At 34.5% G+C, this 26,672-nt stretch carries 19 protein-coding genes and 3 tRNA genes; 17 read left to right on the top strand and 5 right to left on the bottom strand.

Annotated features, from left to right (window positions below; all coding sequences use genetic code 11):
* The first annotated feature begins 275 nt into the window (after window positions 1-275).
* The 7 genes from FDM27_RS09065 to ccsA all read left to right on the top strand — a co-directional run bounded on the left by FDM27_RS09065 (window position 276) and on the right by ccsA (window position 8,331).
* Complete coding sequence (locus FDM27_RS09065) at window positions 276-548, top strand: hypothetical protein (RefSeq protein ID WP_140486011.1); 273 nt, start codon at window positions 276-278, stop codon at window positions 546-548.
* 213 nt (window positions 549-761) lie between these two features.
* A complete protein-coding gene (locus FDM27_RS09060; protein WP_071185993.1) occupies window positions 762-1,589 on the top strand; it encodes a helix-turn-helix domain-containing protein in 828 nt (275 codons plus the stop codon).
* Between the two features lie 90 nt (window positions 1,590-1,679).
* Window positions 1,680-2,246, top strand: a complete 567-nt coding sequence (locus FDM27_RS09055) for a DapH/DapD/GlmU-related protein (RefSeq protein ID WP_140486010.1) — start codon at window positions 1,680-1,682, stop codon at window positions 2,244-2,246.
* Between the two features lie 11 nt (window positions 2,247-2,257).
* Window positions 2,258-2,797: a cyclophilin-like fold protein gene (locus FDM27_RS09050; protein ID WP_219846409.1), complete on the top strand. Its 540-nt coding sequence runs from the start codon at window positions 2,258-2,260 to the stop codon at window positions 2,795-2,797.
* A gap of 36 nt (window positions 2,798-2,833) precedes the next feature.
* On the top strand, window positions 2,834-3,580 hold the full coding sequence (locus FDM27_RS09045) for an SDR family oxidoreductase (protein ID WP_140486009.1): 747 nt from the start codon (window positions 2,834-2,836) through the stop codon (window positions 3,578-3,580).
* A 92-nt stretch (window positions 3,581-3,672) separates the two neighbouring features.
* Window positions 3,673-4,719: an alpha/beta hydrolase gene (locus FDM27_RS09040; protein ID WP_140486008.1), complete on the top strand. Its 1,047-nt coding sequence runs from the start codon at window positions 3,673-3,675 to the stop codon at window positions 4,717-4,719.
* 372 nt (window positions 4,720-5,091) lie between these two features.
* Window positions 5,092-8,331: a cytochrome c biogenesis protein CcsA gene (gene ccsA / locus FDM27_RS09035; RefSeq protein WP_140486007.1), complete on the top strand. Its 3,240-nt coding sequence runs from the start codon at window positions 5,092-5,094 to the stop codon at window positions 8,329-8,331.
* Between the two features lie 90 nt (window positions 8,332-8,421).
* Here the strand turns inward: ccsA and FDM27_RS09030 are convergent, their stop codons facing one another.
* From FDM27_RS09030 to FDM27_RS09020, 3 genes are all read right to left on the bottom strand, one after another.
* Window positions 8,422-9,366 (bottom strand): tRNA dihydrouridine synthase, encoded by a 945-nt coding sequence (locus FDM27_RS09030; protein WP_140486006.1) that lies wholly within the window; start codon window positions 9,364-9,366, stop codon window positions 8,422-8,424.
* A 187-nt stretch (window positions 9,367-9,553) separates the two neighbouring features.
* Window positions 9,554-10,339 (bottom strand): anti-sigma factor domain-containing protein, encoded by a 786-nt coding sequence (locus FDM27_RS09025; RefSeq protein ID WP_071185986.1) that lies wholly within the window; start codon window positions 10,337-10,339, stop codon window positions 9,554-9,556.
* A gap of 4 nt (window positions 10,340-10,343) precedes the next feature.
* Window positions 10,344-10,874, bottom strand: a complete 531-nt coding sequence (locus FDM27_RS09020) for an RNA polymerase sigma factor (protein WP_071185985.1) — start codon at window positions 10,872-10,874, stop codon at window positions 10,344-10,346.
* A 225-nt stretch (window positions 10,875-11,099) separates the two neighbouring features.
* On the opposite strand from FDM27_RS09020, the gene FDM27_RS09015 reads away from it, so the two are divergent.
* The 6 genes from FDM27_RS09015 to FDM27_RS08990 all read left to right on the top strand — a co-directional run bounded on the left by FDM27_RS09015 (window position 11,100) and on the right by FDM27_RS08990 (window position 21,823).
* Window positions 11,100-11,669, top strand: a complete 570-nt coding sequence (locus FDM27_RS09015) for a glutathione peroxidase (RefSeq protein WP_140486005.1) — start codon at window positions 11,100-11,102, stop codon at window positions 11,667-11,669.
* Window positions 11,670-11,953: 284 nt separating this feature from the next.
* A complete protein-coding gene (gene menD, locus FDM27_RS09010; protein WP_140486004.1) occupies window positions 11,954-13,615 on the top strand; it encodes a 2-succinyl-5-enolpyruvyl-6-hydroxy-3-cyclohexene-1-carboxylic-acid synthase in 1,662 nt (553 codons plus the stop codon).
* Between the two features lie 337 nt (window positions 13,616-13,952).
* Window positions 13,953-16,382 (top strand): TonB-dependent receptor plug domain-containing protein, encoded by a 2,430-nt coding sequence (locus tag FDM27_RS09005; protein WP_140486003.1) that lies wholly within the window; start codon window positions 13,953-13,955, stop codon window positions 16,380-16,382.
* Window positions 16,383-16,587: 205 nt separating this feature from the next.
* Window positions 16,588-19,041 (top strand): hypothetical protein, encoded by a 2,454-nt coding sequence (locus FDM27_RS09000; protein WP_181161650.1) that lies wholly within the window; start codon window positions 16,588-16,590, stop codon window positions 19,039-19,041.
* 92 nt (window positions 19,042-19,133) lie between these two features.
* Complete coding sequence (locus tag FDM27_RS08995; protein WP_140486001.1) at window positions 19,134-20,738, top strand: family 43 glycosylhydrolase; 1,605 nt, start codon at window positions 19,134-19,136, stop codon at window positions 20,736-20,738.
* 230 nt (window positions 20,739-20,968) lie between these two features.
* Window positions 20,969-21,823, top strand: a complete 855-nt coding sequence (locus tag FDM27_RS08990; RefSeq protein WP_140486000.1) for a S1 RNA-binding domain-containing protein — start codon at window positions 20,969-20,971, stop codon at window positions 21,821-21,823.
* Between the two features lie 69 nt (window positions 21,824-21,892).
* Here FDM27_RS08990 and FDM27_RS08985 read toward each other — a convergent pair whose 3' ends face one another.
* Entirely contained in the window at window positions 21,893-22,654 is a 762-nt protein-coding gene (locus tag FDM27_RS08985; protein WP_071185977.1) for a C40 family peptidase, read from the bottom strand.
* 13 nt (window positions 22,655-22,667) lie between these two features.
* Window positions 22,668-23,846: an acetyl-CoA C-acyltransferase gene (locus FDM27_RS08980; RefSeq protein WP_140485999.1), complete on the bottom strand. Its 1,179-nt coding sequence runs from the start codon at window positions 23,844-23,846 to the stop codon at window positions 22,668-22,670.
* Between the two features lie 247 nt (window positions 23,847-24,093).
* Here FDM27_RS08980 and FDM27_RS08975 point away from each other — a divergent pair.
* From FDM27_RS08975 to FDM27_RS08960, 4 genes are all read left to right on the top strand, one after another.
* A tRNA-Ser gene (locus tag FDM27_RS08975) sits at window positions 24,094-24,177 on the top strand.
* Window positions 24,178-24,191: 14 nt separating this feature from the next.
* Window positions 24,192-24,266, top strand: a tRNA-Pro gene (locus FDM27_RS08970).
* Between the two features lie 14 nt (window positions 24,267-24,280).
* Window positions 24,281-24,354 (top strand) — tRNA-Arg (locus tag FDM27_RS08965).
* 110 nt (window positions 24,355-24,464) lie between these two features.
* Window positions 24,465-26,573 carry a TonB-dependent receptor family protein gene (locus tag FDM27_RS08960; RefSeq protein WP_140485998.1) on the top strand — a complete coding sequence of 703 codons (2,109 nt, stop codon included), beginning with the start codon at window positions 24,465-24,467 and terminating at the stop codon, window positions 26,571-26,573.
* Window positions 26,574-26,672: the final 99 nt, after the last annotated feature.

Here is a 26,672-nt window from a genome sequence, read left to right as displayed (position 1 = left end):
TCTCGTTCCAATAAGACCAAATCGGTCATTTGAGAGAAAATCAGGTAAATACAGATCTAGAATAAAACCTAAAACAACTAAGAATCAAAAGGATACTATTTGATTTCGGCTTAACTTAATGACATTGAGCGCGAGCATCTTGCTCGTACCCATATCGAAAACTTCAAAAGAGATTTTACAAAATTTAAATAAATTGACTGTGTTTATTTACCACAATCGTTAGCATAGAATTGTATTCTGTGCCTGCAAAGATTTTCAAAACAAACTTTAGAGTAATGAAAAACCTATTTACATTAAAAAACGTGCTAATCGGAATAGGATTAATTGTCTTTGATTTGTTTGTCTATATTTTTCTAGGGTTGATGTTAATGGGATACGACGATTTTTATGAGGAAAGCAAAGGAGAATATTGGAGTTTAGAAAGTATGACTTTCTCGCAAAAAGTAAATTACGTTAGTTTACATTTATGGCATTTGATTAATATCATTTTCATTGTCCTTTTAATTTATAGAGTAGTAATTGGGGTAAAGAAAAAGCAATCCTGTTAATTTTAAAAATGAATTTAGAATCAGTTATGAAGGAATGATACTGATTGTTTAGATATTTTTAAAGCTTGATACTATTAAAACCTTGAAAATTAAAACCAGCTGTTTTATTTGAGATGAGCTTCTGAGCAATAAATAATGAGCTTTTAAATAAAGTTTAGCCAAAACTTAATCCTTAATTTTGTTAGATTATAATCTTTATCAAAACAGTAAAATATGACTCCAGAAGAAACAGATAAGTTGAAAACCATAGGTTATTCAGGTATATTTTTGTCTTGCTACTCCGATTATAGCGAAAAATGTATTCATGCGACTCCGGAACACGTATTGGTGTATTTGTACTCGGGTGAGCAAGTGATTGAAGACCGAAATGAAAAAATAGTTCTTCAGTCTGGTGAATGTGCTTTTGTCAGAAGAGATCATCGTTTGAAAATGTACAAAAACAGCAAGGGCGAAGAGTTGTACAAAGGCATTTCGTTGACTTTTAAAAGGAATGTTTTACGTGAGTTCTACAGTAAAATGGATAAGGCTGAAATCCCGAAGAATATTGTTCTTACAGATGAAAATGTTTTCAAACTAAAGCAAACTCCTGCAATAGAAAGTTTGTTTCAATCACTGAATCCTTATTTTGATAGCAATGTAAAACCAACCGAGGGCATAACGCATTTGAAATTGTTAGAAGGAATTTACGCCTTGTTAAATAGTAATGAGTTATTATATCCAATCCTTTTTGATTTTGCCGAACCATGGAAAGTAGATATTTTGGAATTTCTAAATGAAAATTATCAGGACGAACTAACAATGGAACAAATTGCATCCTTCACGGGAAGAAGTTTAGCAACCTTTAAAAGAGATTTTAAGAAAATAAGCAATCTTACTCCGCAAAAATGGCTAATCAAAAAACGACTTGAAGTGGCCTATTTTAAACTAAAAGAAGAAGGTAAAAAAGTGCAGGATGTGTATGTGGAAGTGGGTTTTAAAAATCCGTCGCATTTTTCTACAGCCTTTAAAAAACAATATGGAATTTCGCCTACGGAAGTTTGATATTGAGCTTTTCAGAAAGATTCTTTGAGCCTCGCAGTAAAGTCACTGCGAGGCTTTGTCTTTAACTTTGCATTGTAAATCTTAACAGACATGCAAGCAAAAACAATATTTGAGCGATTAAAAAATGGAGAAATTATTTCGCCAACCGATAATGAAGCCTATAAAATGCGGGAAGCTTCTTTTGTTACCAAGAAATTATTGGTTAAGATGAATAACGCATCCAATCCGGTTGAAATCAGAAAATTTTTAAGCCAAATAACAGAGACTGAAATTGACGAAAGTGTAACCGTATTTACACCATTGCATATCAATTACGGAAAGCACATCAAAATTGGTAAAAATGTATTTATAAATTTTGATTCCGTTTTTCTGGATTTGGGCGGAATTACCATAGAAGATAATGTGTTGATAGCACCGAAAGTAAGTTTGCTAACCGAAGGACATCCAACCTCAATTGAAGACCGCCATTCTCTAATTCCAAAACCCATTTATATTAAAAAAAATGCTTGGATTGGTGCTAATTCGACCATTTTATCAGGTGTAACGATTGGCGAAAATGCCGTTGTAGCAGCGGGAGCTGTTGTCTCTGAAGATGTTCCCGATAATACTATAGTTGGTGGCATTCCAGCAAAATTTATTAAAAATATTAAACCTTAAAATAGATAATTATGAAACTGAAATCTTTAATAACTGTTATCGTTGTTCTTTTCGTTTTTTCTTTTTGTACCGCAAGTTGCAGTAATGATGCAGCATCATCAGCCCAAAACGATGAAAATAACACAACTGAAAATAATGTGCCAATGCCATCACAAAACAATGGGAACGATACAGCTGGTGGTGAAAACACTAACCTTTCAACAACTAAAATGAAAATTAGAATCGGAACCGCAATTTTTACAGCAACATTGTATGATAATGCGAGTGCAAATGAATTTAAGGCAAGGCTTCCGCTTACCATAAACATGATCGAACTAAATGGAAATGAAAAATACTATAATTTTCTTAGTCCATTTCCAACAAATGCTTCGGTTGGTGGTGATATAAAAGTAGGCGATTTAACACTTTATGGAAATAATGTGTTGGTGCTTTTTTATAAAAGTTTCAACACGGCATACAGCTATACAAAACTTGGATATGTTGATAATCCTACCGGACTTGCTACTGCATTGGGTAACGGGAATGTGGTCGTAAAATTTGAAAATAATTAAAAACTTAACGAAACGAAAAGTAATTCAAAAATAAATATGGAAAATAACATCAAAAACAAAGTAGTTGTAATAACAGGAGCAAGCAGTGGTCTTGGTGAAGCTGCAGCGAAGCATCTGGCAGAACTTGGAGCAACTGTGGTACTTGGCGCAAGAAGATTCAATAAAATTGAAAAGCTGGCAAAAGATATTCAGGAAGTTGGAGGGAAATCTCTTGCTATTTCAGTGGATGTAACAAATTTGGAGCAGGTAAAAAAAATGGTTGATACGGCTGTTCAACAATTTGGACGTGTAGATGTCATAATTAACAATGCAGGTATAATGCCTTTGTCCCCAATGGACCGAATTAATGTTGCCGAGTGGGATACGATGATAGATGTTAACATAAAAGGTGTACTTAATGGAATTGCCGCAGTTCTCCCTTATATGAAAGAGCAAAAGTCAGGTCAGATTATCAACACTTCTTCTGTTGCAGGTCATAAAATATTTAACGGTTCTGCAGTCTATTCTGCTACAAAATATGCCGTTCGGGCATTGACGGAAGGTTTGCGTATGGAGGTCAAGCAGTATAATATACGTACAACGATTGTGTGTCCAGGTGCTGTTAAAACAGAGTTGCTCGAACATATTACCGAAGCAGACATTCAGCAAGCTAACAAAGATTATGTGGGAGAAGTAGGGATTAGTCCGGACAGTTTTGCACGTGTGGTTGCTTTCGCAATCAGCCAACCTGAAGATGTAGATATTAATGAAATCATATTTCGTCCAACAGCGCAGGAGCTTTAATTGATTCTTCGTTCTAAATATTAAAAAAGATATGGTGAATTAGAACGAAACGGTAATCGATAAGTAGTGTTTAATTAAAAAAGCAAAATAAAATGAAAAAAGCATTCGCAACCGCAATACTGTTTCTGGTAGCAGGACAATTATTTGCACAAAAAGTAAAATCAATTTCAGAAAAAATGAATACATCAAAAGAACATTATACTTTTCAATTAAGTGATAAAGTAAGCCGTCAAAAAGTATCATTCAAAAACCGTTACGGCATTATCTTAAGTGGAGATTTATACCTTCCTAAAAATGCAGAAAACCAAAAATTAGCAGCACTTGTTATCAGCGGAGCTTTTGGAGCAGTGAAGCAGCAATCGTCCGGATTGTATGCTAACCAAATGGCAGAACGTGGTTTTATAGCATTGGCTTTCGATCCATCTTATACAGGAGAAAGTAGCGGCGAACCAAGAAATGTAGCTTCACCAGACATCAATACCGAAGATTTTAGTGCTGCGGTCGATTTTTTGGGATTACAGAAAAATGTGGACAGAAACAAAATCGGAATCATCGGAATTTGTGGTTTTGGCGGTTTTGCTTTAAATGCAACAGCTATTGACAAAAGAGTGAAAGCCGTTGCTACGACAAGTTTGTATGATATGACCAGAGTAATGTCAAAAGGGTATAATGATTCGGTAACATTAGAACAGCGCACAAAAACATTGGAAGGATTGGGTGAGCAACGTTGGAAAGATGCCGAAAACGGAAAACCAGCCTACGGTACAAGAAATTTACCAGAAACCTTGAATGGTGATGAACCTCAATTTGTAAAAGAATATTTTGACTATTACAGAACTCCTCGTGGTTTTCATCCGAATTCTGTAAATTCAAATGGAGCTTGGTTAATTACAAATGCGATTTCATTTATGAATATGCCTATTTTAAGTTATGTAAAAGAAATTTCGCCAAGACCGATGCTTTTGATTGTAGGCGAAAATGCACATTCAAGATATTTTAGCGAAGACATTTTTAAAGTAGCAAATGAGCCAAAAGAACTACTAATTATTCCAGATGCAGTTCATGTTGATTTGTATGATAAAGTAGATGTGATTCCGTTTGATAAATTAGAGCAGTTTTTCAATGAGAATTTGAAATAAGTTTAAGTAAAAAACAAATCATAAGGTTTATTTGAAAAACGCGTTCAGATAATTTTACGTAGAAGTTTAAATAAAAACGCAAAGTTTGCAAAGTGCTGCGAACTTTGCGTTTTTTTTCAATTATCAAAAAAAAAGCCTTTCGAACTTTGCGGTAAATTATAAGAAGCCGTACTGTGTAAGCTTATAACAATTGTTAACAGATAAAATTGTACCCAATCGGACTGATTTACCAAGGAATAGTCTTTTAAAAAGGCTGGTGAAAACCAATTTTTTGAGTTTTAATTTTGGATTTTAATTAACAATTGCCCGACTTTAGAACTCAACATTTTTAAGTACTTTTGTGGCACTTTTACAAAACACAATTCCTTACAAATGGATAAAAAAATATACGCTTTTTTATTTTCTACCCGCTTAATGGCTTTTCTTTTTCTGGCTTTTGCAGTAGCAATGGCAGCAGGAACTTTCATCGAAAGTAAATACAATACCGATACAGCCCGAATTTGGGTTTATAACACCTGGTGGTTTGAAGGGATTATGGTGTTTTTTATGATTAATTTCATTGGAAACATCAAACGGTATCAGTTGTTAAAAAAGGAAAAATGGGCTACTTTATTGCTGCATTTGGCTTTTATATTTATTCTTTTAGGCGCTTTTATTACTCGTTACATCAGCTATGAAGGCATGATGCCTATTCGTGAAAATGCTACCGAAAACCAGTTTTATTCGGACAAAACATTTCTAACTGTTTTTGTCGATGGTGAGTACAAAGGCGAAATGAAACGTCGTGTTTTTGAAAAGTCTGTTTTGTTATCACCGGTTACCAATAATAATTTTGCTGTAGCAGGACAATTCGCCGATACGCCATTTGAAGTAAAATACAAAAACTTCATCATGGGAGCAAAAGAATATGTGAAACCTGATGCCAACGGAACTTTGTACATGAAATTAGTCGAAGCCGGTTCGGGCGGACGTGAGGAACATTTCCTGAAAGAAGGCGAAGTACAAAATATTCACAATGTGCTTTTTGCTTTGAACAAACCTACTGATGGAGCTATCAATATTAACTTTGACGGTGAGAATTATACAATTCAAACGCCTTTTGAAGGAAACTTTATGCGTATGGCCGATAAGTTGCAAGGAGGAGTTGCTAAGGATAAAGTACAGCCGTTAATGATGCGTTCGTTGTACAGCATAGGCGATATTCGAATTGTTTTTCCGGATCCTGCTGTAAGAGGTGTAATTGACTACGAATCCAATAATGATTTTAAAGCTAAGACTCATGAAGATGCTTTGGTCTTGACTGTTAAAGCCGAAGGACAGGAAAAAGAAGTAACAGTTTTAGGTTCAAAAGGAAAACAGGGCGAGCCTAAAACAGTGAAAATTGGGAATATTGAATATTCATTATTCTACGGAAGTAAGGCTTATATTTTGCCTTTTAAAATTAAATTGAACGATTTTATTGCTCAAAAATACCCGGGAACGGAGAAAAGTTATTCTTCTTTTGAAAGTAAGGTAACGGTTTTGGATTCGGCAGAAAAACCATTTGATGCCCAAATTTATATGAATCATGTTTTAGACCATAAAGGCTATCGTTTTTTCCAGTCTTCTTTTGACCCGGATGAAAAAGGAACGGTACTTTCGGTAAACCACGATTTCTGGGGAACTAATATTACTTATGCAGGTTATTTCCTTTTGTTCTTTTCGTTAATGGCAATTATGTTTACTAAACATTCCCGTTTTGCTGATTTGAAACGAAAATTAGAAGTGGTTAAGGAGAAAAAAGAAAAATTGATTCCGATTTTAGTTTTGTTCTTAAGTTTTAATGGTTTTGCCCAAATGCAGGATCACGATCATGACCATGAAGGACACGACCACAATCACGATCATACAGAGCAGGAACACAATCACGCACATACCGAACCTGCAAAAGCGGGAAAAATGCCTGTGCGAGTGACTCCAACTGAAAAACAACTGGATTCCTTAATCACAAAATACAAGGTTTCTGAAAAACACGCGGCTCAATTTGGTCGATTGATTATTCAGGATGCAGGTGGAAGAATGAAACCGATTAATACTTTTTCATCTGAATTGTTGCGAAAAGTAAGTCATGCTAACGAATACAAAGGCATGAACTCTGATCAGGTATTTTTGTCGATGTCACAATATGCGCAATTATGGATTGAAGTTCCTTTGATTTATATCAAAAGTGGTAATGACAGTATTCGAAAAATTATTGGTGTTGATGCCAAAGCAAAATATGCGCCTTTTATTGCCTTTTTTGACGGACAGGGGAATTATAAATTATCCCCTTATTTGGAAGCGGCTTATAAGGCAGCAAATCCGAATCAGTTTGAAAAAGATTTTGTGGAAACAGATAAGAAAGTGAACTTAATGGAATCGGCATTGAGCGGGACTATTTTGAAAATTTTTCCAATTCCGAATGACCCGAATAATAAATGGATTTCTATTAATGAACTTGCAACAGCAGGCTTGAAAGGTATGGATTCTACATACACCAAAAGTGTTTTGCCATTGTATTTTGGTTCTTTAACCAATGCTGCTGTTTCAGGAGATTATAAAAATTCGGATGAATTATTAGAAAGTTTACATGGATTCCAAAAGAAATTTGGAGAAAAAGTATTGCCTTCGGAAGACAAAGTCACTTTAGAAATTTTATATAACAAATACGATGTTTTTCAAAAATTACCGTATTGGTATTTATCAGCAGCAATTTTGATGCTTTTGTTCACCATTTTAAAAATATTTAAGGAAAGAAAAGCATTGAATTATTTGGTAAATGGTATGCATATTTTCATTGGATTGTTGTTTGCATTACATACCGCAGGATTAATTGCGCGTTGGTACATTTCAGGTCATGCACCTTGGAGTAATGCTTACGAGTCGATTGTATATGTTTCCTGGGCAACCATGTTCTTTGGATTGGCTTTTGACATTAAATCAAAATTAACTGTGGCTTCGTCAGCCTTTGTGACCGCTATGATTTTAATGGCTGCTTATATGAACTGGATTGACCCGGAAATTGCTAACCTGCAACCGGTGCTGAATTCGTATTGGTTAATGATTCACGTTGCGGTAATTGTAGCGAGTTATGGACCGTTTGCACTGGGAATGATTTTAGGATTTGTCTCGTTGTTGTTAATCTTTTTTACCAACGAAAAGAACAAAGTTAAGATGGATTTGAACATCAAGGAGATTAGTTATATTAACGAAATGGCATTAACCATAGGATTAATTATGTTGACTATTGGAAACTTCCTTGGTGGACAATGGGCTAATGAAAGTTGGGGACGTTACTGGGGTTGGGATCCAAAAGAAACCTGGGCATTAATTAGTATTATGGTCTATGCTTTTGTAATTCACGCTCGTTTTGTTCCTAGTTTAAGAGGAAAATGGATTTTCAATCTGATGAGTATGTTTGCTTTTATTTCGATTTTGTTTACCTATTATGGAGTGAATTTCCACTTAGTAGGATTGCATTCTTATGCAAGTGGAGAAGCGCATTCGCTCAACTGGATTTACTATTCAATGGGAGGAATTGCTTTAATAGGAGCGATTACTTATCCAAAATATAGAAAGTATTATAAGAAATAAGTTTTTGTTGTAAATAATAAACCTGACAGGTTTGAATAAAAATTAAAAGGTTCAACTTTGCAGTTGGGCCTTTTTTTATGAAAAAAAAGATTACCCCTCCTTAATAATCTCCCTAACCGCCTGCTCATAATTTCGAATGCTTTTAGCCTTTTTTATCTTTTTATGAATTTTGTGTGGATTGGAAAAAATCACCGAAAAGTACTCCCATAAATGGTGCATTTTTAATAAAATATGAGTGGCTCCCGATAGCGATTCGCTATAACCGGCGTACAAGGTATCGTGAAAATCGCTGAATAATTCCATTTTGTTAGACGGATATTCGGAGCTGTTGTTTTTTATCATAGAAGGCAAAAACGGATCGGCAATTAAGCCGCGACCTATCATCCAATGGTCAATGGTTGGAAAACGTTCCTGCATTTTGTGAAATTGAGCTACCGAGGTAATATCGCCATTGTAGTATAGTTTGAGTTTGGTGTTGTCAACACATTGCTGGAAACCGTCTAAATTCACTCCTCCATTGTACAATTGTTTTCCAATGCGGGCATGAATAGCGATGTTTTTAATGGGATATTTTTCTAAAAGCGGCAAAACATCAAGAATTTCTTCGGCATTATCATATCCCAAACGCATTTTCATCGATACAATAATATCCGATTCGGCGTGTACTTTTTCTAAAATACTATTGATTTTTTCGGTTTGGCAAATCAATCCGGAACCCATTCCAGATTTGGTAACCATAGGATAGGGGCAACCTAAATTCCAATTCAATTCCTTATAGCCTAATTCCTGAACATATTTAGATACAAATAAAAATTCGTCAGCATCATTGGTAATTATTTGCGGAATCACTTCCAGTCCTTCATTATTCTCAGGAAGTAAATCACGTTGATAAGAAGATTTAACAACGAGTTTTCCGTTTAAACGAATGTAAGGAGAATAAAAAGTATCAATCCCTCCAAAGTATTTATTTTGGGCATTTCTAAAACGATAATCGGTAAATCCCTGAAGAGGAGAGGAAAGAAGTGTATAGCTCATGTAAAAAATAATTGTGCAAATATAATCAATGCAAACTACAACTGTACAAAACGAAAAAAGACTTTCTTGCGAAAGCCTTTTTACTATTTTAAAATTTTATTTTTTGGAACCATTAAGTAATTTAGGTTCATTAAGATCTTAATATTCTTAACCTCTTAATGGTAAATAAAGAATAAATGTTTAATAATTATACTTTTCCTAAAGTATACAATTGTTCCATTGTAGGTGTTATACTTCCGCCGGCTGGTTCTAAGGTGATACCAAATGCCTGAGCATCTCCTGTATTGTTGACAGCAAAAAAGCGTTGGTCATTTTTGTCAAAGTTATCCAGCAATCCGATACTTGTAGGAGTCAAAGGATTTAATGTTAAAGCCCAAACCTGATATACCATGCCTTTAGGTGGTTCCGGTAATCCGGAAGCATCCACATAAACCACTTGAGTTTCTTTGTTCCAATACACTTTAGCCGAAGATTCCGGAGCAACGGTTTGACCTGCAAGAGCAACTACAGTATTTTTTTCGTCTTTTATAACGGCTAAATTAGTTTCGATGGCTGCTTTTTTAAGAGCTAACTCATTGCGTTCTTTTTCAATTTTTGCCTTTTCAATTTTAGCGTTTACCACTTCATTATTGGTTTGTTCCAATTGGTTGTATTGAAAACCAATTCCCACTAAAAATAGTATTGCAGCGGCCCAACCAATATATGCCGCCCAATTTTTCTTAGAAGTTATTGGTATTACTTCGGCTTCATTTAAACCTAGTTTTTCTTTTATTTTAGCGTAATTTTCTGCTGATTGGAATGGCGAAAAACTCGATGATAATGCCAGAACTGATTTTTCAATTGCTATAATTTCGGCATTAATTTCGGGGTATTTTTTAGCCATTGCTGCTACTTCTGCGCTTTCGGCTTCGGTTAATGAGCCGTAAACATAAAGTTCTAATATGCCTGATTCTATATATTCTCTTGCGTCCATTGTACTATACTTTCAAATAGTTTCTTAAATCATTAATACAGTTTCGGTTGTGCGTTTTTACTGTCCCCAATGGGATTTCCAATTCCTCCGCAGCTTCTTGTTGAGTGTAACCTTTAAAAAACAGTAAATCTATTATTTGGATACATTTTGGTTTTAACCTTTTAATGAATTCCTGTATTCCAATTCCATCCACTTTATTTACCAGTTTGTTACTGTCTTCTAATAGATTTACGAAATTATCAGCAGATAAGTTTTTTTGACTGTTGTTAAAGTTTTTAGAACGTAATTTATCAATAGCTGTATTACGGGCAATATTGAGTATCCAGGTGTAAAAACGGCCTTTACTTTCGTTATAGCTCTCGATGTTTTTCCAAATTTTGATAAAAACTTCCTGTAATACATCTTCTGCTTCTTCTGTATTCTTTACAAGAACACTAATTACCGAAAAGAGACTTTTAGCATACATATCATAAAGATAGGTAAAGGCTTTTTCGTCCTTTTTGTAGATTAAAACTAATAATTCGTCCTGGCTCATAGTTTTTAAATTTTCAATACAAACATAATACAAACTTATTTAGGAATGAATAGCTTTTATTAGATTGAGGTATAAAAATCTTATTTTTCTTTTCTTTTAGTGAAAAGAAGTTTTTCAAAAGAAAATTATTAGGTTTAATTTAACCTTTGTTCATCTAAAATTAGTTGTCGAAAAAGAGTTTGAAGTAGTGAATTTGATTAATTTTAGCAAAAAAAAAACAGGGATATGAAAAAAATAGTATTGATGGCTTGTAGTGCCATATTTCTTTTTAGCACCTTAGCTCAGGCGCAAAACAAAAAAACAAAAAAAGTGGATACCCAAAGTATTTATCAATTTAAAGTTGAAAAATTGGATGGTGAAACTTTTGATTTTTCATCTTTAAAAGGAAAGAAAGTGTTGATTGTAAACACGGCTTCCAAATGTGGTTATACTTCACAATACGAGCAGCTAGAGGCGATTTATAAACAATACAAAGACAAAGGTTTTACAATTATTGGTTTTCCGGCGAATAATTTTAACGGACAAGAACCTGGAACCAATAAAGACATTGAGACTTTTTGTAAATTAAACTACGGAGTAACTTTCCCAATGATGTCTAAAATATCAGTAAAAGGAGCTGATATGAGTCCTCTTTATCAGTTTTTAACCCAAAAAGAGAAAAACGGAGTTAAAGATTCGGAAGTGAAATGGAATTTCCAAAAGTATCTGATTGACGAAAAAGGACATTTGGTAGAAGTGTATTTTTCTAAAACCAAACCTGATGCTCCGGAAATTGTAAACTGGATCAAACAATAAACAGTTTTGTTTTTATAGAAAAAGCGATTTTTAACGTAGTTTAGAAATCGCTTTTTTTGTGTTTAAAGTTTTAAATTTAGATTTTTTTGCTTTTACCATTAAGGAATTAAGCAAAAAGACATTCTTACTTAGCTTTCATGCTTATGTGATCTTCTTGATAATAACACTTAACCACATAAGTCATATAAATCTATAAACTTATATGACTTATGTGGTTAAAAAAAGGTTTATGTTTTCTAAATTAAGCCGCAACTTTGTATCTTTGGTTTTTTGAAATAAAAACAATGATTTACCCCAAAATACCTTTAGCGCAAAGCCTTATTCAGATTTGTCAAGCCAAAGGAATCACCGATATCGTAATTTCTCCAGGTTCCAGAAATGCCCCATTAACAATTGGTTTTGCCAATAATCCAAATTTTAAATGCTATAGCATTGCTGACGAACGATGTGCCGCTTTTTTTGCTTTGGGAATAGCCCAACAAATCAAGCGTCCGGTAGCGGTAGTTTGTACTTCAGGTTCGGCATTGTTGAATTATTATCCGGCCATTGCCGAAGCTTTTTACAGTCAGATTCCTTTGATTGTAATTTCGGCTGACAGACCACAAAGCAAGATTGATATTGGCGATGGACAAACTATTCGTCAGGAAAATGTTTTTGCCAATCATTCTCTGTACAATGCTAATTTAACCGAAGAAGCATCCAAAGAAAACGATCATAAAATCAACGAAGCCATAGATGCCGCTTTCCATAAAAAAGGACCGGTACATATTAATGCTCCTTTTGAAGAACCTTTGTACGAAACGGTTTCTGAGTATTCAGTGGATGCAATGGTGCATCATTTTGCCGCTTTGAATCCAATAGCTCCTCTGGAAGATTTGACTGCTTTTGCGGATATTTGGAATAAATCCACTAAGAAATTAGTATTGGTAGGGGTGAATGATCCGAATGCTATTTCGAATGCAACTATTGAAGCTTTAGCCAAAGACGAATCGGTTGTGGTGATGACTGAAACGACTTCCAACTTGTATCATCCCGGTTTTATTTCGAATATAGACACTATAATTACGCCATTTGACAATGGTGATTTTGAAGATTTCTGCCCGGAAATTTTGGTCACTTTTGGCGGAATGATTGTTTCTAAACGCATCAAGGCATTTTTACGAAAACACAAACCCAAACAGCATTGGCATATTGATTCTTTGCGTGCTTATGATACTTTTGGAATTTTGACCAAACATTTTGAAGTTAGTCCAAATACTTTTTTTGAGGGCTTTTTGCCTTTAACTGTTGCTGTAAAAAGTAATTATTTCGAAAAAACAAATCGTATCAAAGAAATTCGAAAAGAGAAACAGCAAGTTTATTTAGCTAAAACACCTTTTTCTGATTTTGCTGTTTTTGATACCGTAATTAAAAGTTTACCTAAAAATAGCCAATTGCAGATTAGTAACAGCGCAGCTATCCGTTATGCACAGTTAATAAATATAGATTCTTCTATAGAAGTGTATTGTAATCGCGGAACCAGCGGAATTGATGGCAGTACTTCAACGGCTATCGGGGCGGCATTAGCAAGTAAAAAACAAACGGTTTTTATTACGGGTGATGTGAGTTTTCTGTATGATAGCAATGCGTTGTGGAATAATTATATCCCAAATAATTTTAAAATTATTATCATAAACAATGGTGGAGGTGGTATTTTTAGAATTTTGCCAGGCCATGAAGAAAACGCTGTTTTTAATACTTTTTTCGAAACTTCACATAGTTTAACAGCCGAACATTTGGCTAAAATGTATGGTTTGTATTATTTTACAGCCACTGATGTACCCAGTTTAGAAGGTAGTTTGAAGCAATTCTACGCACAAAATTCTAAGGCGGTTATTTTAGAGATTTTTACACCTACAGTAGAAAATGATGCTGTTTTAAAACAGTTTTTTAAGGAGTTAAGCTAAAATAGTACTAGATTTTATATTTTAAATTTGGTATTGACTGTCAAATGTTTGAAAAAAATAAGAACTCCTCTGAAAGTCTTCAGGGGAGTTTTTTTATTTTATGTCCCGTCCTGAAATAAACAAGGAAGACTGATTTGATTGATGAAGATTTTTGTTTTTATTTTTTGTTTGAAATACAGGACAGTACAGGTTAGTTAATTGGTTTTATGTATATATTTTAGTAAAATTTAACTTACCTGTATTTTTGGTTCAGGATTACTTTTCAATGTTTATATAACATTGAGAAGTAATCAAAGTAAAGTTTTATAAACTAGTTTAATATAAATTCAATTTTTGTATGGTTACAGATTTTATTGTAAATAAAAAGTTCAGCTTAGTTTGCTTATTTTGGGTGGTAGTATCATTTGGTTTTTTACAGGCACAAGACAAAAAAGCAATAAGTGATATCGAAAAAGTCTATCTTCATACAGACCGATCCATCTATTTTATGGGTGAAGATTTATGGTACAAAGCCTATAATGTCCGATCTTATAATAATCTATTATTTGACAACAGTAACATCTTGTATGTTGAATTGATTTCAGCTGATTCTAAAATCATTGCGAGAAACAAAACTAATTTAGAAATGGGATTGGGAAATGGCGATTTTCACCTAACCGATTCTCTTGGTGTAAAACCGGGAGTGTATCAGTTGCGTGCTTATACGAATTGGAATAGGAATTTTGGAGAAGATTTTGTTTTTAAAAAAGAAATTCAAATTATTGATGTTTTCGAATCCCATTCGAAGGCAAATAAATCAAAGTTTGAATTGGTTCAAAATAATGCAAATAATATTGGTACACAAAATGTAATTAAGGTTGATTTTTTCCCGGAAGGAGGTTCGCTTTTAGAAAATGTAGCCAGTGTTGTAGGATTCAAAGCTGTTGACGGTAACGGAAATCCAATAACTGTTACAGCAGATGTTTTTGATTCAGACAGCGAATTGGTTACTTCATTTGAAAGTGTTCATGATGGTATGGGTAAATTCCAAATCATACCCAACACCGGAAAAAAATATTACGCAAAAATTAAAACACAATCAGGAACAGTACAACGTACCGATCTTCCGGATGCGCTTAAAAACGGTTACGCTCTAAGCTTTAGAAATTTTAAGGGAAGAAATATTATCGTTATTAATACAAATCCGGAGACGTTAGCACTTAATCCTAATGAACAGCTTACTGTTGTATGTAAATCTCGAGGGGTCACTTATTTTGAAACAACTCAAACGCTAACTGAAAGCAATCTTTCTTTTGAACTGCCAAAAGATAAACTTCCTGAGGGGATATGTCAAATTACACTTTACGACAGTAGTTCTAAACCATTAAGCGAACGATTAGTTTATATCGAAAAAGAACATGATTTGGATGTACAAATAACAACAGATAAAGCAACTTATCAGCCTAATGAAAAAACGACTATTACTGTGACTTCAAAATCAAAAGCAGGGCTTGGGAAATCGGCCAGTTTTTCATTAAGTGTAACGGACAGAAACGGAGTAACAGAAGAGAAAGATGACGACTCCGCTATTAGTTCTTATTACCTGGTGGAATCAGACATAAGAGGAAAAGTACATAATCCTTCTTATTATTTTGATGCAACTAATCCCAAACGATTAGAACATTTAGATAATTTAATTTTAACTCAGGGATGGCGTGATTTTATATGGAAAACAGCTCCTAAAATCAATGATTCTGTTTCTTATATTGCTGAAAAAGGAATTACAATATCGGGTAGGGTAAAGCAACTTCTTGGTGAAAAAGCATTAGTCAATAATACGATGACACTGGCATTAATGAATAAAAAGTATTTTAATATTTTTAATGCTACTACAGATTCTGAGGGCGGTTTTAAGTTTGAAAACCTGATGTTTTCAGGAAAAACCGGTATGTTTTTAAATTCCAGAAATGTAAAAGGGAAGTTTAGAGGCGAATTATTATTAAACCCAATAGAACAAAATCCTATTGGTATTTCGATCGAAAATAAAGCTATCAATTGGGACATAACAACAAGAATGCTGGTTGATAATGTGTACAGAAAGTTTGCTGCTTTTGGAGTAAAACCTGAAAATATTCTGGACGAAGTAAAAATTGTTGCTAAAAAGAAAAGTCTGCCACCGGTTTTCTACGGAATTGCTGATAACAGTTATGTTCCGGATGAAAGCGTAGCTACGTTTACGGATATTTTTCAACTGATTGAACAAAATATTCCGGGTGTTGTTGCCACTGATGATTCCGTACGATTTACGCGTTTTGAAGGAGCACCACTTTTTATTATAGATGGTTTTGAAGCTGTTGACAGAGGACAGGTAAGTTTTATCCAACCTGAAGATGTTTTAAAGATTGAAGCAGTAAAGGGAGCAACTGCAACAGCTTATTATGGAGAAAAAGCTGCTAATGGTATTATTTCCATTTTTACTAAGGCTAATACCGGACAACATGCTAAAAAAGAAGTTTTTCACTCTATTAAGAAAGATATTGATGGCTTTTATACTGCAAGGGTATTTTATGTTCCCGATTCCGCAAAACCAAATCAGGAGTTAGATAATCAGACTGCTGTAAGAAATACGATTTACTGGAATCCGTATGTGCATCCGGACAAAGAGGGAAACAGTACGCTGAATTATTATAATACAAAGGTAGAAACCAAAGTGAAAGTGGCTTTAGAAGGTATTACAGCTACCGGAATTCCTGTGGTTAAGAATATTTTTTATACTATTAAAAAGTAGTACAAAATATAATGATTTAGTAAACCGCTGAAAAATGTAAAGGTCTTTTGATTTTAATGTTTTTAGCGGTTTTTTTTATATCCTATTTAAATTATCAGGATTAATATAATGTTTTTGTGTTTATTGGCTTAATAATTGCGATTTATTTTATTAAGAATTTTACTGGATATATTTCTTTCTGTTCTCATAAATTTAAATTTTTGGTATGTATAAACATTTTTATAAAAATTGCCGTATTCTTGTTTTTTTGTGCGTGATTTTAATGTCTGTTTTTTTACAGGCACAAGAGCAAAAAAACATTCAGGATATTGAAAAAGTCTATCTTCATACCGATAGAAGTACTTATTTTATGGGCGAAGATTTATGGTATAAGGCTTATAATGTAAGAGCTTCGAATAATCAGCTTTTTGATAATAGCAATATTTTGTATGTCGAATTAATTTCGTCGGAATCTAAAATAATTGCCCGAAACAAAACCAATTTAGAAATGGGATTGGGTCATGGCGATTTTCAATTGCAAGATTCTCTGGGTGTAAAACCGGGGACTTATCAACTAAGAGCTTATACCAATTGGAACCGAAATTTTGGAGAAGACTTTGTGTTCAAAAAAGATATTGAAATTATTGATGTTTTCGAATCACATGACAAATTAAAAACATTACAAAAGTCCACTTTAGAAACTAAAGCGGTTAAAAAAGAAGCAACTATACAAAATACACTTCGCGTTGACTTTTTCCCGGAAGGCGGTTCGTTTTTAGAAAATGTAGCTAGTGTGGTTGGTTTTAAAGCAGTTGATAGCAACGGAAAACCAATAGAGATTAAAGGTGAAATTTATGATTCTAGTAATGAATTTGTTACCGCTTTCGAAAGTGTTCACGACGGTATGGGAAAATTCCAAATGCTACCAATGGAAGGAAAAACTTATTATGCAAAAATTAAATCACTATTTAGAGAAGAACTAGATATAAAACTTCCTAAAATTCTCAAAAAAGGTTATTTACTCAATTTTAAAACAGTGAAAGGTCGAAACATTGTAAGTATCAATACCAATCAAGCTACTTTGGCACAGAATCCTAATCCATCGCTTACGCTAGTTTGTAAAGCCAAAGGAATTCAGTACTTAGAAACAACGCAAACCTTAACCGAAACCACTTTGTCATTTGAGTTACCAAAAGACAAAACCCCAGAAGGTATCAGCCAAATCACCTTATTCGAGAACAATGATAAACCACAAAGCGAGCGATTAATTTACATTGAAAAGGAACATGATTTAGAGGTTGAACTTGAAACTGATAAAGAAACTTATGAACCCAATGAAAAAGCAATAATAAATGTTTCCTCTAAATCGAAAGCAGGAATTGCCAAATCAGCCAGTTTTTCTTTGAGTGTAACTGATACAAACGGAGTAGAAGACAAAGATTTTGATACCAACATTTGTTCTTATTACCTTATGGAATCAGATATCAGAGGAAAAGTGTATCATCCGGGCTATTATTTTGATACAACTAATCCAAAGCGTTTGGAACATTTAGACAATTTATTGTTGACTCAGGGCTGGCGTGATTTTGTATGGAAAATAACCCCAAAAGCTAATGAAACCATTAATTACAAAGCAGAAAAAGGCATCACTATTTCAGGAAGAGTAAAACAGCTTTTTGCGGATAAGCCATTGGTAGGTAATAATTTGACCTTGGCTTTGATGAGTAAAAAGAATCGGAATATTTTTAATACTGTGACTGATTCTATTGGTCGATTTCAATTTGAAAACCTACTATTTTCAGGGAAAACTAATATGTATTTAAACACCAGAGACGGAAAAGGAAAGTTTAGAGGCGAAATTGTTTTGGATTCTATTGAGGAGTCTCCAATTCCTGTTGTGTTAAAAAAAGAATCCATAGATGTAATTCCAACAAAAAATCTTGTAACTGAAAATGTGTTGAAGAAATTTACTGCTTTTGGAGTGAAACCAGAAAATGTTTTGAAAGAAGTTACTGTTACTGGCACTACTAAAAAGAAAGACAATATCGTTCAAAATTATGGTAATTATGGGTTTGCTGATATTACTTATGAAGCTGATGAAGATACCCATATGTTTAGTACAATTTTTGAATTGATGGAACAAAAATTCCCAAGTTTTTTTAGGGGTTCTGATCCTCTTTACATTATTGATGGATACGTAGTCCCAGAAGATCAAAAGTTCATGGTAGAGGCTGTTTTACCTATGGATGTTGTAAAAATTGAAGCTGTTGGGAAAGTACAAGCGACTTTGTTTTTTGGTGGTGATGATAGTACGCCAGGAAAGGCTCATGGGCGCAATGGAATAATAGCTATTTATACCAAACCTAACAAAGGGAATAGAATTAAGGAAGTTGTTCAATCGATTAAAAAAGAAGTAGAAGGCTTTTACACCGCTCGTGTTTTTTACTCTCCAGATCCGGAAAAGCCAAATCCCGAATTAGATAAAATAGCAGCGGTAAGAAATACGATTTACTGGAACCCTTATGTGCATCCTGATAAAACCGGAAATGTAACGGTTAATTATTATAATACCAAGGTTGAAACCAAAATAAAAGTAGCTTTAGAAGGGATTACTGGTAGTGGAATTCCTGTTGTAAAAAATGCTTTTTATACGGTTAAAAAACAAGAGAGTTTAAAATAGTATTTTTAGTTGATAAAAGCATTTTTTATTCAGCACAGTACAGGACAATTTTTTCTTATTGAGCTTTTATTTTAGCCATTTAAACTCATATTATGATAAAGAATAATACTATTAGGTTGAAGAACTCATTTTTATGGATTGGAATACTGTTTTTGTGTTCTACAATAAATACGTTGGCACAAAATCAAAATATTAAGAACGACGTTTTTTGGGATACCAAAGACGGTCTCCCTATTTATAGTCAGGGTGGTGGAATTTTTAAGTTTAAAGATTCTCAAACCGGGATTGAAAAATACTATTGGTATGGTGTGCATTATGAAGAAGCCGAGAAATACCGCAAAGAACCAACGGTAACCTATCCACATTGTACTTTTAAATCAGTAACTTGCTATAGTTCTACTGATTTGGTGAATTGGACTTTTGAAAGGGATGTTTTTAGTGAAGCCACAGCTTTTCCTGATGGAAAAAAAACATGGATAGGGCGTTTGGGGGTGGTTTTTGTAAAAGAAATGTATAAATATGCGCTGTTTGTTCAACATGGCAGTCAGGTTTTGGTGGCATTGGCTGATTCTCCTACAGGAGATTTTGTTTGGCATCAAAAAATAAACATGCAACCCTGGATTGGTACAACAAATACAGGGGATCAAACCGTTTTTACGGATGATGATGGAAAATCCTATTTGATTTATTCCTACGGAAAAGGACGTAATAAAATATATGTTTCTGAAATAGGTGTGAAAGACGGAAAAGTAACTATTTTAGATTGTACCAAAGTTTTTCAGGGAGAAAGCAGGGAAGGGAATTGTATGTTTAAATACAAAAACAAGTATTACATGGCCGCTTCTAATATCTATGGCTGGGACGCTTCTTTTGCCTATTATTTGGTTTCTGATCATATCCGAGGGCCTTATTTTCCAACCAATGATATGAAAATCATGGATGGCTCTGCCGAGGATTATGCTCATGTTACCCAAACCGGATTTTTTTATACGATCAAAAGAAACGATAAAGAAACAGTGGTGTATTGTGGCGACCGTTGGGCTGATTTTGCGGGTAATGGTTTAGGCTACAATCAATGGTTTCCGCTTTCTTTTGATGGAGCTAAACCTTATTTTAATTCGTTGAGTTCATGGAATCTGGATGAAAAAACAGGAGATTGGAATGTAGCTGCGGATAATAATTATGTTAAAAACGGCAGTTTTGAAGCCGATAGAAATAAAATTCCAAGCAACTTTAAACCCATTCAGGAACAATTGTTAGGTTGGAAAACCGTAGTAATTAAAGGAAATCCAATTAAGGTTAAAAGCGAAATCTCGCCACAATTGAATTATTTTAATACTGAAAATGACCGAAAAGAAGTCATTGGAGAAAAAAGTTTAAATATTACCGATACAGTCGATTTTACAAGAGAAATTTCTCAGCAAATCAGTTCGTCTCCTTATGTTTTTTTAGAGGATGGAGTGTATAATTTGACTGCTAAAGTTAAAAATAGCCGAGGTTTTGTCGAACTTAAAATGTTTGCGAATAGTGGTGGTGTCGATTATAAATTTAGCATTGAGAATGAAAATCCTTCCTGGACTAGCATTCGCATTTCAGACATTGCGGTAAAAGACGGTAAAATAACAATTGGATTTTTTGCTAATGGAAATGCTAATTCATTTTGTTTGTTTGATGATGTGACTTTGGTGAAAAAATAAAGTTAGCCACAAATTACACGAAACAACACAAATTTTGATTTCATAGATATTTCACGAATCTGTCAATGTCTGATAAAATTGGTGTAATTTTTTAATTTGTGCCAATTTACCAGAACATAGATTATCTCATGTTTTTTTGAACTTAGTGTTCTTTGCGAAAAACTTAGTGTTCTTTGTGGTTAAATTGTTGTGTAACATCGTACCTTTGCGGCTTAGAAAAAAGAATAAAAATGCTTAAAATAGGAAAATACAACAGCTTAACGATATTACGTGATACCAAAGTAGGATTGTTTTTGGGGAATCCCGAACAGGATCCGGAAGGAATTCACGACGTCCTTTTGCCAAATAAATATGTCCCTAACGAATTTGAAATAGGCGAGGAGCTTATTGTTTTTGTTTATTTGGACCACGAACAACGTCCGGTGGCTACCACATTGGAACCTTATATTTTATTGAATGAATTTGCGCTTTTGCGTGTTAATTACACCAATCAGGTGGGAGCTTTCATGGATTGGGGAATGGAAAAAGATATTCTGGTTCCGTTTAAGGAGCAAGCCCGACCAATGGAAAAGGGAAAACGCTATTTGGTTTACCTTTATATGGACGAAAAAACCAATAGATTAGTTGCTTCAAGTAAGACGAATCAATTTCTTAATAACGAAACACTTACCGTTGAAAAAGGTGAAGAAGTAGAATTGATTGTTTCTCACATTACCGAAATTGGAATTAATGTAATTATCAATGAGAAGCATAAAGGTCTTTTGTATAAAGATGAAGTTTATGACGACAGTATTCGTACAGGAGACAGAATGCGTGGTTTTATTAAAAACATTCGCCCTGATAACAAAATAGATGTTTCGTTACAAAAACAGGGTTACGAAAGTATTGAACCTAATGCTGAGAAAATTTTGGACGAATTAAGAGCAAGTCGTGGTTTTTTAAGGCTAAACGATAATTCGCATCCCGAGGATATTAAAACGGTTCTTAAGATGAGTAAGAAGACTTTTAAGAAAGCCATTGGATCTTTGTATAAAGAAAAACTTATTGAAATAAAAGAAGACGGGATTTATCTTGTAAAAGAATAAGAGAAACTGTTGCCCTGAAATTACAAATGTAAAAAGCCATCTTTAAATTTAGAGATGGCTTTTGTGGTTTTAGATAATCTTTTTTATAACCCTGAGTTTATGAGTATGTTTGTTGATTTCGGCATTAAAAATACCCAAATGATCAATACGGTCAATCCTAACTTTGCCACTGGCATGAATGATATAATTGTTCTCCATGATAATACCCACATGGATGATATTGCCTTCTTCGTTGTCAAAAAAAGCTAAATCACCAGGCTCGCTCTCCTCGATAAAACTTAAAGCCTCACCCTGTGTCGCCTGTTGTGAGGCGTCTCTTAAAAGTTTGTAGCCATTCAATTTGTAAACCATTTGGGTAAAACCGGAACAGTCAATTCCAAAAGGTGTTTTTCCGCCCCATAAATAAGGTGCGTTTAAATACAAATAGGCGGTGTTAATGAGATTTTTTTTGTCTTTGATTCCGTTAACTTTAGTGCCTTCAAACTCATAATTTTGAGTATTGATTTCGTTATTGTTCAAAAAAGATAAAGAAGCTCCCAACGGAATAGGAATTAAGGTATTAGAAGGGCCTGTAATGTATTCGATTAAATCCGAATTTAAGATTAAGGTTTCTTTAGATAATTGTTCGTAATTGGATTCGGAAATCTCCTGATATTGTTTAGAATCTACCCAGCCTTCGTAATCGTCATATTGTAATTTGATACGAGACCATTGTTTGTGTCTTTCTAAAATTTTAAAATGTTCGCCAAATAAGACCTGAGAAACAATTTCACTTTTGTCACTAGGTTCAAATCGAAGAGGGATAATGGCTAAATTACAGATTCCAAACATTTAATTATATTTTTTAGATTCTTTCTATAACAATTGCTGAAGCACCACCACCACCGTTGCAAATTGCGGCAGCTCCTATTTTTGCATTGTTTTGCTCTAAGATGTTTAGTAAGCTTACAATGATTCGGGCACCCGAACAACCTAAAGGATGTCCTAATGCAACAGCACCTCCGTTAACGTTTACTTTTTTACTGTCTAAACCAAGGATTTTAATATTGGCTAAACCAACAACCGAAAAGGCTTCGTTAAATTCGAAAAAATCGACATCATTGATTGAAATACCGGCTTTGTCTATGGCTTTTGGTAAGGCTTTGGCCGGGCTGGTAGTAAACCATTTTGGTTCTTGTGCGGCATCGGCATAGCTTTTTATGTAGGCTAATGGTTTTAATTTTAATTCGGCTGCTTTTTCTTCGCTCATGATTATTAAAGCAGCAGCACCGTCATTTATTGTAGAAGCATTGGCAGCGGTTACCGTTCCGTCTTTTGAGAAAACAGGACTCAAGGAAGGTATTTTATCCAATTTTACATTAGTAAATTCTTCGTCTTTATTGATGATAATTGGTTCGCCACGTCTTTGTGGAACTTCAACAGGAACTACTTCGTTATTAAATTTCCCTAATTCCCAGGCTTCTGCGGCACGTTTGTAAGATTCGATGGCAAAATTATCTTGTTCTTCACGGCTAATATTGTATTCCTTGGCACAAAGGTCGGCATAAACTCCCATGGCTTGGTTGTCGTAAGCATCCATAAGTCCGTCTTTTTGCATTCCGTCAATAAGAGTCGTTGGTCCAAATTTAGTTCCGTTTCTTAAATGAGTGTAATGCGGAATTAAACTCATGCTTTCCATTCCTCCGGCTACAACAATTTCGGCATCGCCAGCCTGAATAGCCTGAGCAGCCATCATAACTGATTTCATTCCTGAAGCACAAACTTTATTGATTGTGGTACAAGGAACATTATTGTTTAATCCGGCATAAATAGCTGCCTGACGGGCGGGTGCCTGTCCGGTGCCGGCCTGAATAACATTACCCATCAGCACTTCGTCAACCAGAGTAGGGTTTAGGTTGATTTTGTCTAAAGCTCCTTGTATTGCTATAGCGCCAAGTTTTGGGGCTGAAATAGTGGATAATGCTCCCATAAAACTTCCGATAGGGGTTCTAACGGCTGAAACGATAACAATTCTTTTGCTCATAACTGAAATGATTATTTAATATATAGTAGAAGCAAATTTACTCTTTTTTGTATAAAATTTAGATTTTCAGGAGTTGATTCTATTTTTATAAAAATAGTTTTGCTTGTATATGAATCTATATATTTGATTGTGAGAGTATTTAAAATAAAGTAAAAAAAATAATAAAAATAATCTCGAAAATAGTTGTGAGAAATGGGATGATGTGTTACATTTGCAACCGCAAAACGAGATAGATTCTTTGAGCTTAGGAGAGGTGCCAGAGCGGTAATGGAGCAGATTGCTAATCTGTCGACGGGTAACCGTCGCCAGGGTTCGAGTCCCTGTCTCTCCGCTTAATTTTTGCCTCGGGGTGTAGCGTAGCCCGGTTATCGCGCCTGCTTTGGGAGCAGGAGGCCGCAGGTTCGAATCCTGCCACCCCGACAAATTGAAATAATGGTCGCATAGCTCAGCTGGATAGAGCAACGCACTTCTAATGCGTAGGTCGAAGGTTCGAATCCTTCTGCGATCACTTTGAACCCCTTGATTTCAAGGGGTTTTTTGTTTTTATATTTTTTTTATTTCTACATTTACCACTACAAAAAGCCGCTTTTTGTCACAAATTCACGAATTTTTCACGATATGACAATAGAAATCAGACTAAACAATCAAAAAAAAGTATTTACTTGTTTAATTTGTTTGTTGGTTTTATTGTCTGGTATTTCTGTTTTTGGACAAGCTAAAAAGGATACACTTTCTTTGTCTGAATTAGTATTATCAGCTGCTCCTATTCGAAAAAATATTCAGAATACAGCTGCAGCAGTTTCGATAATAACCGAAAAAGAAATCAATCAGACCGATGGGGTAATTTTGACTCCGGTTTTGAATAAAATTCCGGGAGTTTATATGCAACAAGGTGCTTTGAATACCAATAGAATTACAATTCGCGGTATCGGGGCAAGGACACAATACGGTACAAGCAGAATTAAGGCTTATTTTGAGGGGATTCCGCTTTCTGATGCTGAAGGAGAAACGGTGTTAGAGGATATTGATTTAGAAGCTTTAGGAGGAATCGAAATTATAAAAGGACCTAATTCGAGCAGTTTTGGTGCTGGTTTGGGAGGTGTTATCAGTTTGAAAGCAAAGCAAATTGATGAAGAGGTCACCTTTGGAAAATCAGGAACTACTTTTGGGAGTTTTGGGTTGATGAAACAGATTTTATCGGTTGGTTCTGCTGATTCAAATTCTTCTGTTTTTGTCAATTACAGTAATTTGCAGCAGGATGGTTATAGAGTAAATAGTGATTACAATCGAAAATCACTTAATCTGTTTGGTAAACAGCGGCTCTCCGGAAAAAGTACTCTTTCTTTCTTTGGAATTGCAACCCGATTGAAAGCATTTATTCCGAGTTCGATAAGTGAAACTGCTTTTAATAACAATCCTAAATCGGCGGCAGCTACCTGGCTTGCTGCGAAAGGATTTGAATCCTATGATAAATTGTTGGCGGGTTTGGGATTGGAATATCAGTTTTCTGAAAATTGGTCTATGGATAACAGTTTTTTTACGACTTTAAAAAACGCTTACGAAGCCCGACCTTTTGATATATTGGAAGATAAAACCAAATCGGTAGGTTTTCGATCGAAAGTAAATTATTCATCTTCTTTATTCACTTTGCCAAATGTTATCAGTCTTGGAACTGAATTTATAACGGAGAATTATAATTTCTCTCTTTTTCGAAATTTATATCAGTCTAATTCCGGAAAAGGTAGTTTGCAGGGAGAACGATTTGCTAAAATGGAACAAAACAGACGTTGTTGGAATGCGTTTTTACAAATGGAAACTAAACTATCAACAAAACTCAATCTGGAATCCGGGATTGCATTCAATACAACTCATTACAATCAGGTAGCTATTTTTTCAGAAGCGGGAATCAAACAAAATTACAGCTTTGAAAGTATTTGGTCGCCTCGAATAGGATTGTCTTATAAAATAGACAATGGTAAAAATATTTATACTTCATTGAGTAAAGGTTTTTCTATTCCTGTAGTTGCCGAAACCCTAACAACCGAAGGGCAAATTAATACTGATTTAAAACCAGAAGTGGGAGTTAATTATGAAGTAGGTTTTAAAGGGAATTTTTTAGGTCGAAAGCTTTATGCGGAATTGGTTTTTTATTCTGCACAAATTAAGAATTTATTAGTGGCGCGAAGGATTGCCGACGATCAATATGTGGGTATTAATGCAGGTGAAAGTTCGCATCAGGGAATGGAATTCGTAGTGAATTATAAATTTGATGCGAATGCCAATATTCAGCTTAATCCGTATTTATCGGGAACCATTACTCGTTTTAAATTTAAAGATTTCGTAGATAGGGACAGTGATTTTTCAGGGAAATTGTTGCCTGCTGTACCTAATGTGCAATTGAATGCGGGATTGGATTTAGTAACGGCAATGGGTTTGAGTTTTAATGCTTCTTATCGATATACGGGCAAAAGATATCTTGATGATGCCAATTCGAAAGAAACAAAAGGGCATCAATTGCTTGATGCAAAAGCCAGCTATGTTTTTTATGTTCTTAAAAAGATAAAAATGGAGATGAATGTGGGAATCCAAAATGTATTGAATGAAAATTATGCAGCCAGTGTTTTGCCTAATGCAGTAGGTTTTGGTACAGCTCCGGCGCGTTATTATTATCCGGGAAATCCGGTAAATTATTACGGAGGCTTCAATGTGGTTTATGTGTTTAACTAAAGGCTGTTTTAAATTTATTTTAAAAAGAAATTTTCTTTTTCCCTATTCCGCCTGGGCGGATGAAAAATTTCTTGAAAATTCATCAAAATTACATCCGCC

This window comes from Flavobacterium sp. GSA192, assembly GCF_006386525.1.
GTDB lineage: Bacteria > Bacteroidota > Bacteroidia > Flavobacteriales > Flavobacteriaceae > Flavobacterium > Flavobacterium commune.
The sequence above is the reverse complement of the archived record's forward strand: the minus strand, read 5'-3'. Positions and strand labels throughout refer to the sequence as shown.

Coding starts and splice junctions, on each gene's coding strand:
- FDM27_RS09065 (WP_140486011.1), top strand. CDS start 276: ATGAAAAACCTATTTACATTAAAAAACGTGCTAATCGGAATAGGATTA.
- FDM27_RS09060 (WP_071185993.1), top strand. CDS start 762: ATGACTCCAGAAGAAACAGATAAGTTGAAAACCATAGGTTATTCAGGT.
- FDM27_RS09055 (WP_140486010.1), top strand. CDS start 1,680: ATGCAAGCAAAAACAATATTTGAGCGATTAAAAAATGGAGAAATTATT.
- FDM27_RS09050 (WP_219846409.1), top strand. CDS start 2,258: ATGAAACTGAAATCTTTAATAACTGTTATCGTTGTTCTTTTCGTTTTT.
- FDM27_RS09045 (WP_140486009.1), top strand. CDS start 2,834: ATGGAAAATAACATCAAAAACAAAGTAGTTGTAATAACAGGAGCAAGC.
- FDM27_RS09040 (WP_140486008.1), top strand. CDS start 3,673: ATGAAAAAAGCATTCGCAACCGCAATACTGTTTCTGGTAGCAGGACAA.
- ccsA (WP_140486007.1), top strand. CDS start 5,092: ATGGATAAAAAAATATACGCTTTTTTATTTTCTACCCGCTTAATGGCT.
- FDM27_RS09030 (WP_140486006.1), bottom strand. CDS start 9,366: ATGAGCTATACACTTCTTTCCTCTCCTCTTCAGGGATTTACCGATTAT.
- FDM27_RS09025 (WP_071185986.1), bottom strand. CDS start 10,339: ATGGACGCAAGAGAATATATAGAATCAGGCATATTAGAACTTTATGTT.
- FDM27_RS09020 (WP_071185985.1), bottom strand. CDS start 10,874: ATGAGCCAGGACGAATTATTAGTTTTAATCTACAAAAAGGACGAAAAA.
- FDM27_RS09015 (WP_140486005.1), top strand. CDS start 11,100: ATGAAAAAAATAGTATTGATGGCTTGTAGTGCCATATTTCTTTTTAGC.
- menD (WP_140486004.1), top strand. CDS start 11,954: ATGATTTACCCCAAAATACCTTTAGCGCAAAGCCTTATTCAGATTTGT.
- FDM27_RS09005 (WP_140486003.1), top strand. CDS start 13,953: ATGGTTACAGATTTTATTGTAAATAAAAAGTTCAGCTTAGTTTGCTTA.
- FDM27_RS09000 (WP_181161650.1), top strand. CDS start 16,588: ATGTATAAACATTTTTATAAAAATTGCCGTATTCTTGTTTTTTTGTGC.
- FDM27_RS08995 (WP_140486001.1), top strand. CDS start 19,134: ATGATAAAGAATAATACTATTAGGTTGAAGAACTCATTTTTATGGATT.
- FDM27_RS08990 (WP_140486000.1), top strand. CDS start 20,969: ATGCTTAAAATAGGAAAATACAACAGCTTAACGATATTACGTGATACC.
- FDM27_RS08985 (WP_071185977.1), bottom strand. CDS start 22,654: ATGTTTGGAATCTGTAATTTAGCCATTATCCCTCTTCGATTTGAACCT.
- FDM27_RS08980 (WP_140485999.1), bottom strand. CDS start 23,846: ATGAGCAAAAGAATTGTTATCGTTTCAGCCGTTAGAACCCCTATCGGA.
- FDM27_RS08960 (WP_140485998.1), top strand. CDS start 24,465: ATGACAATAGAAATCAGACTAAACAATCAAAAAAAAGTATTTACTTGT.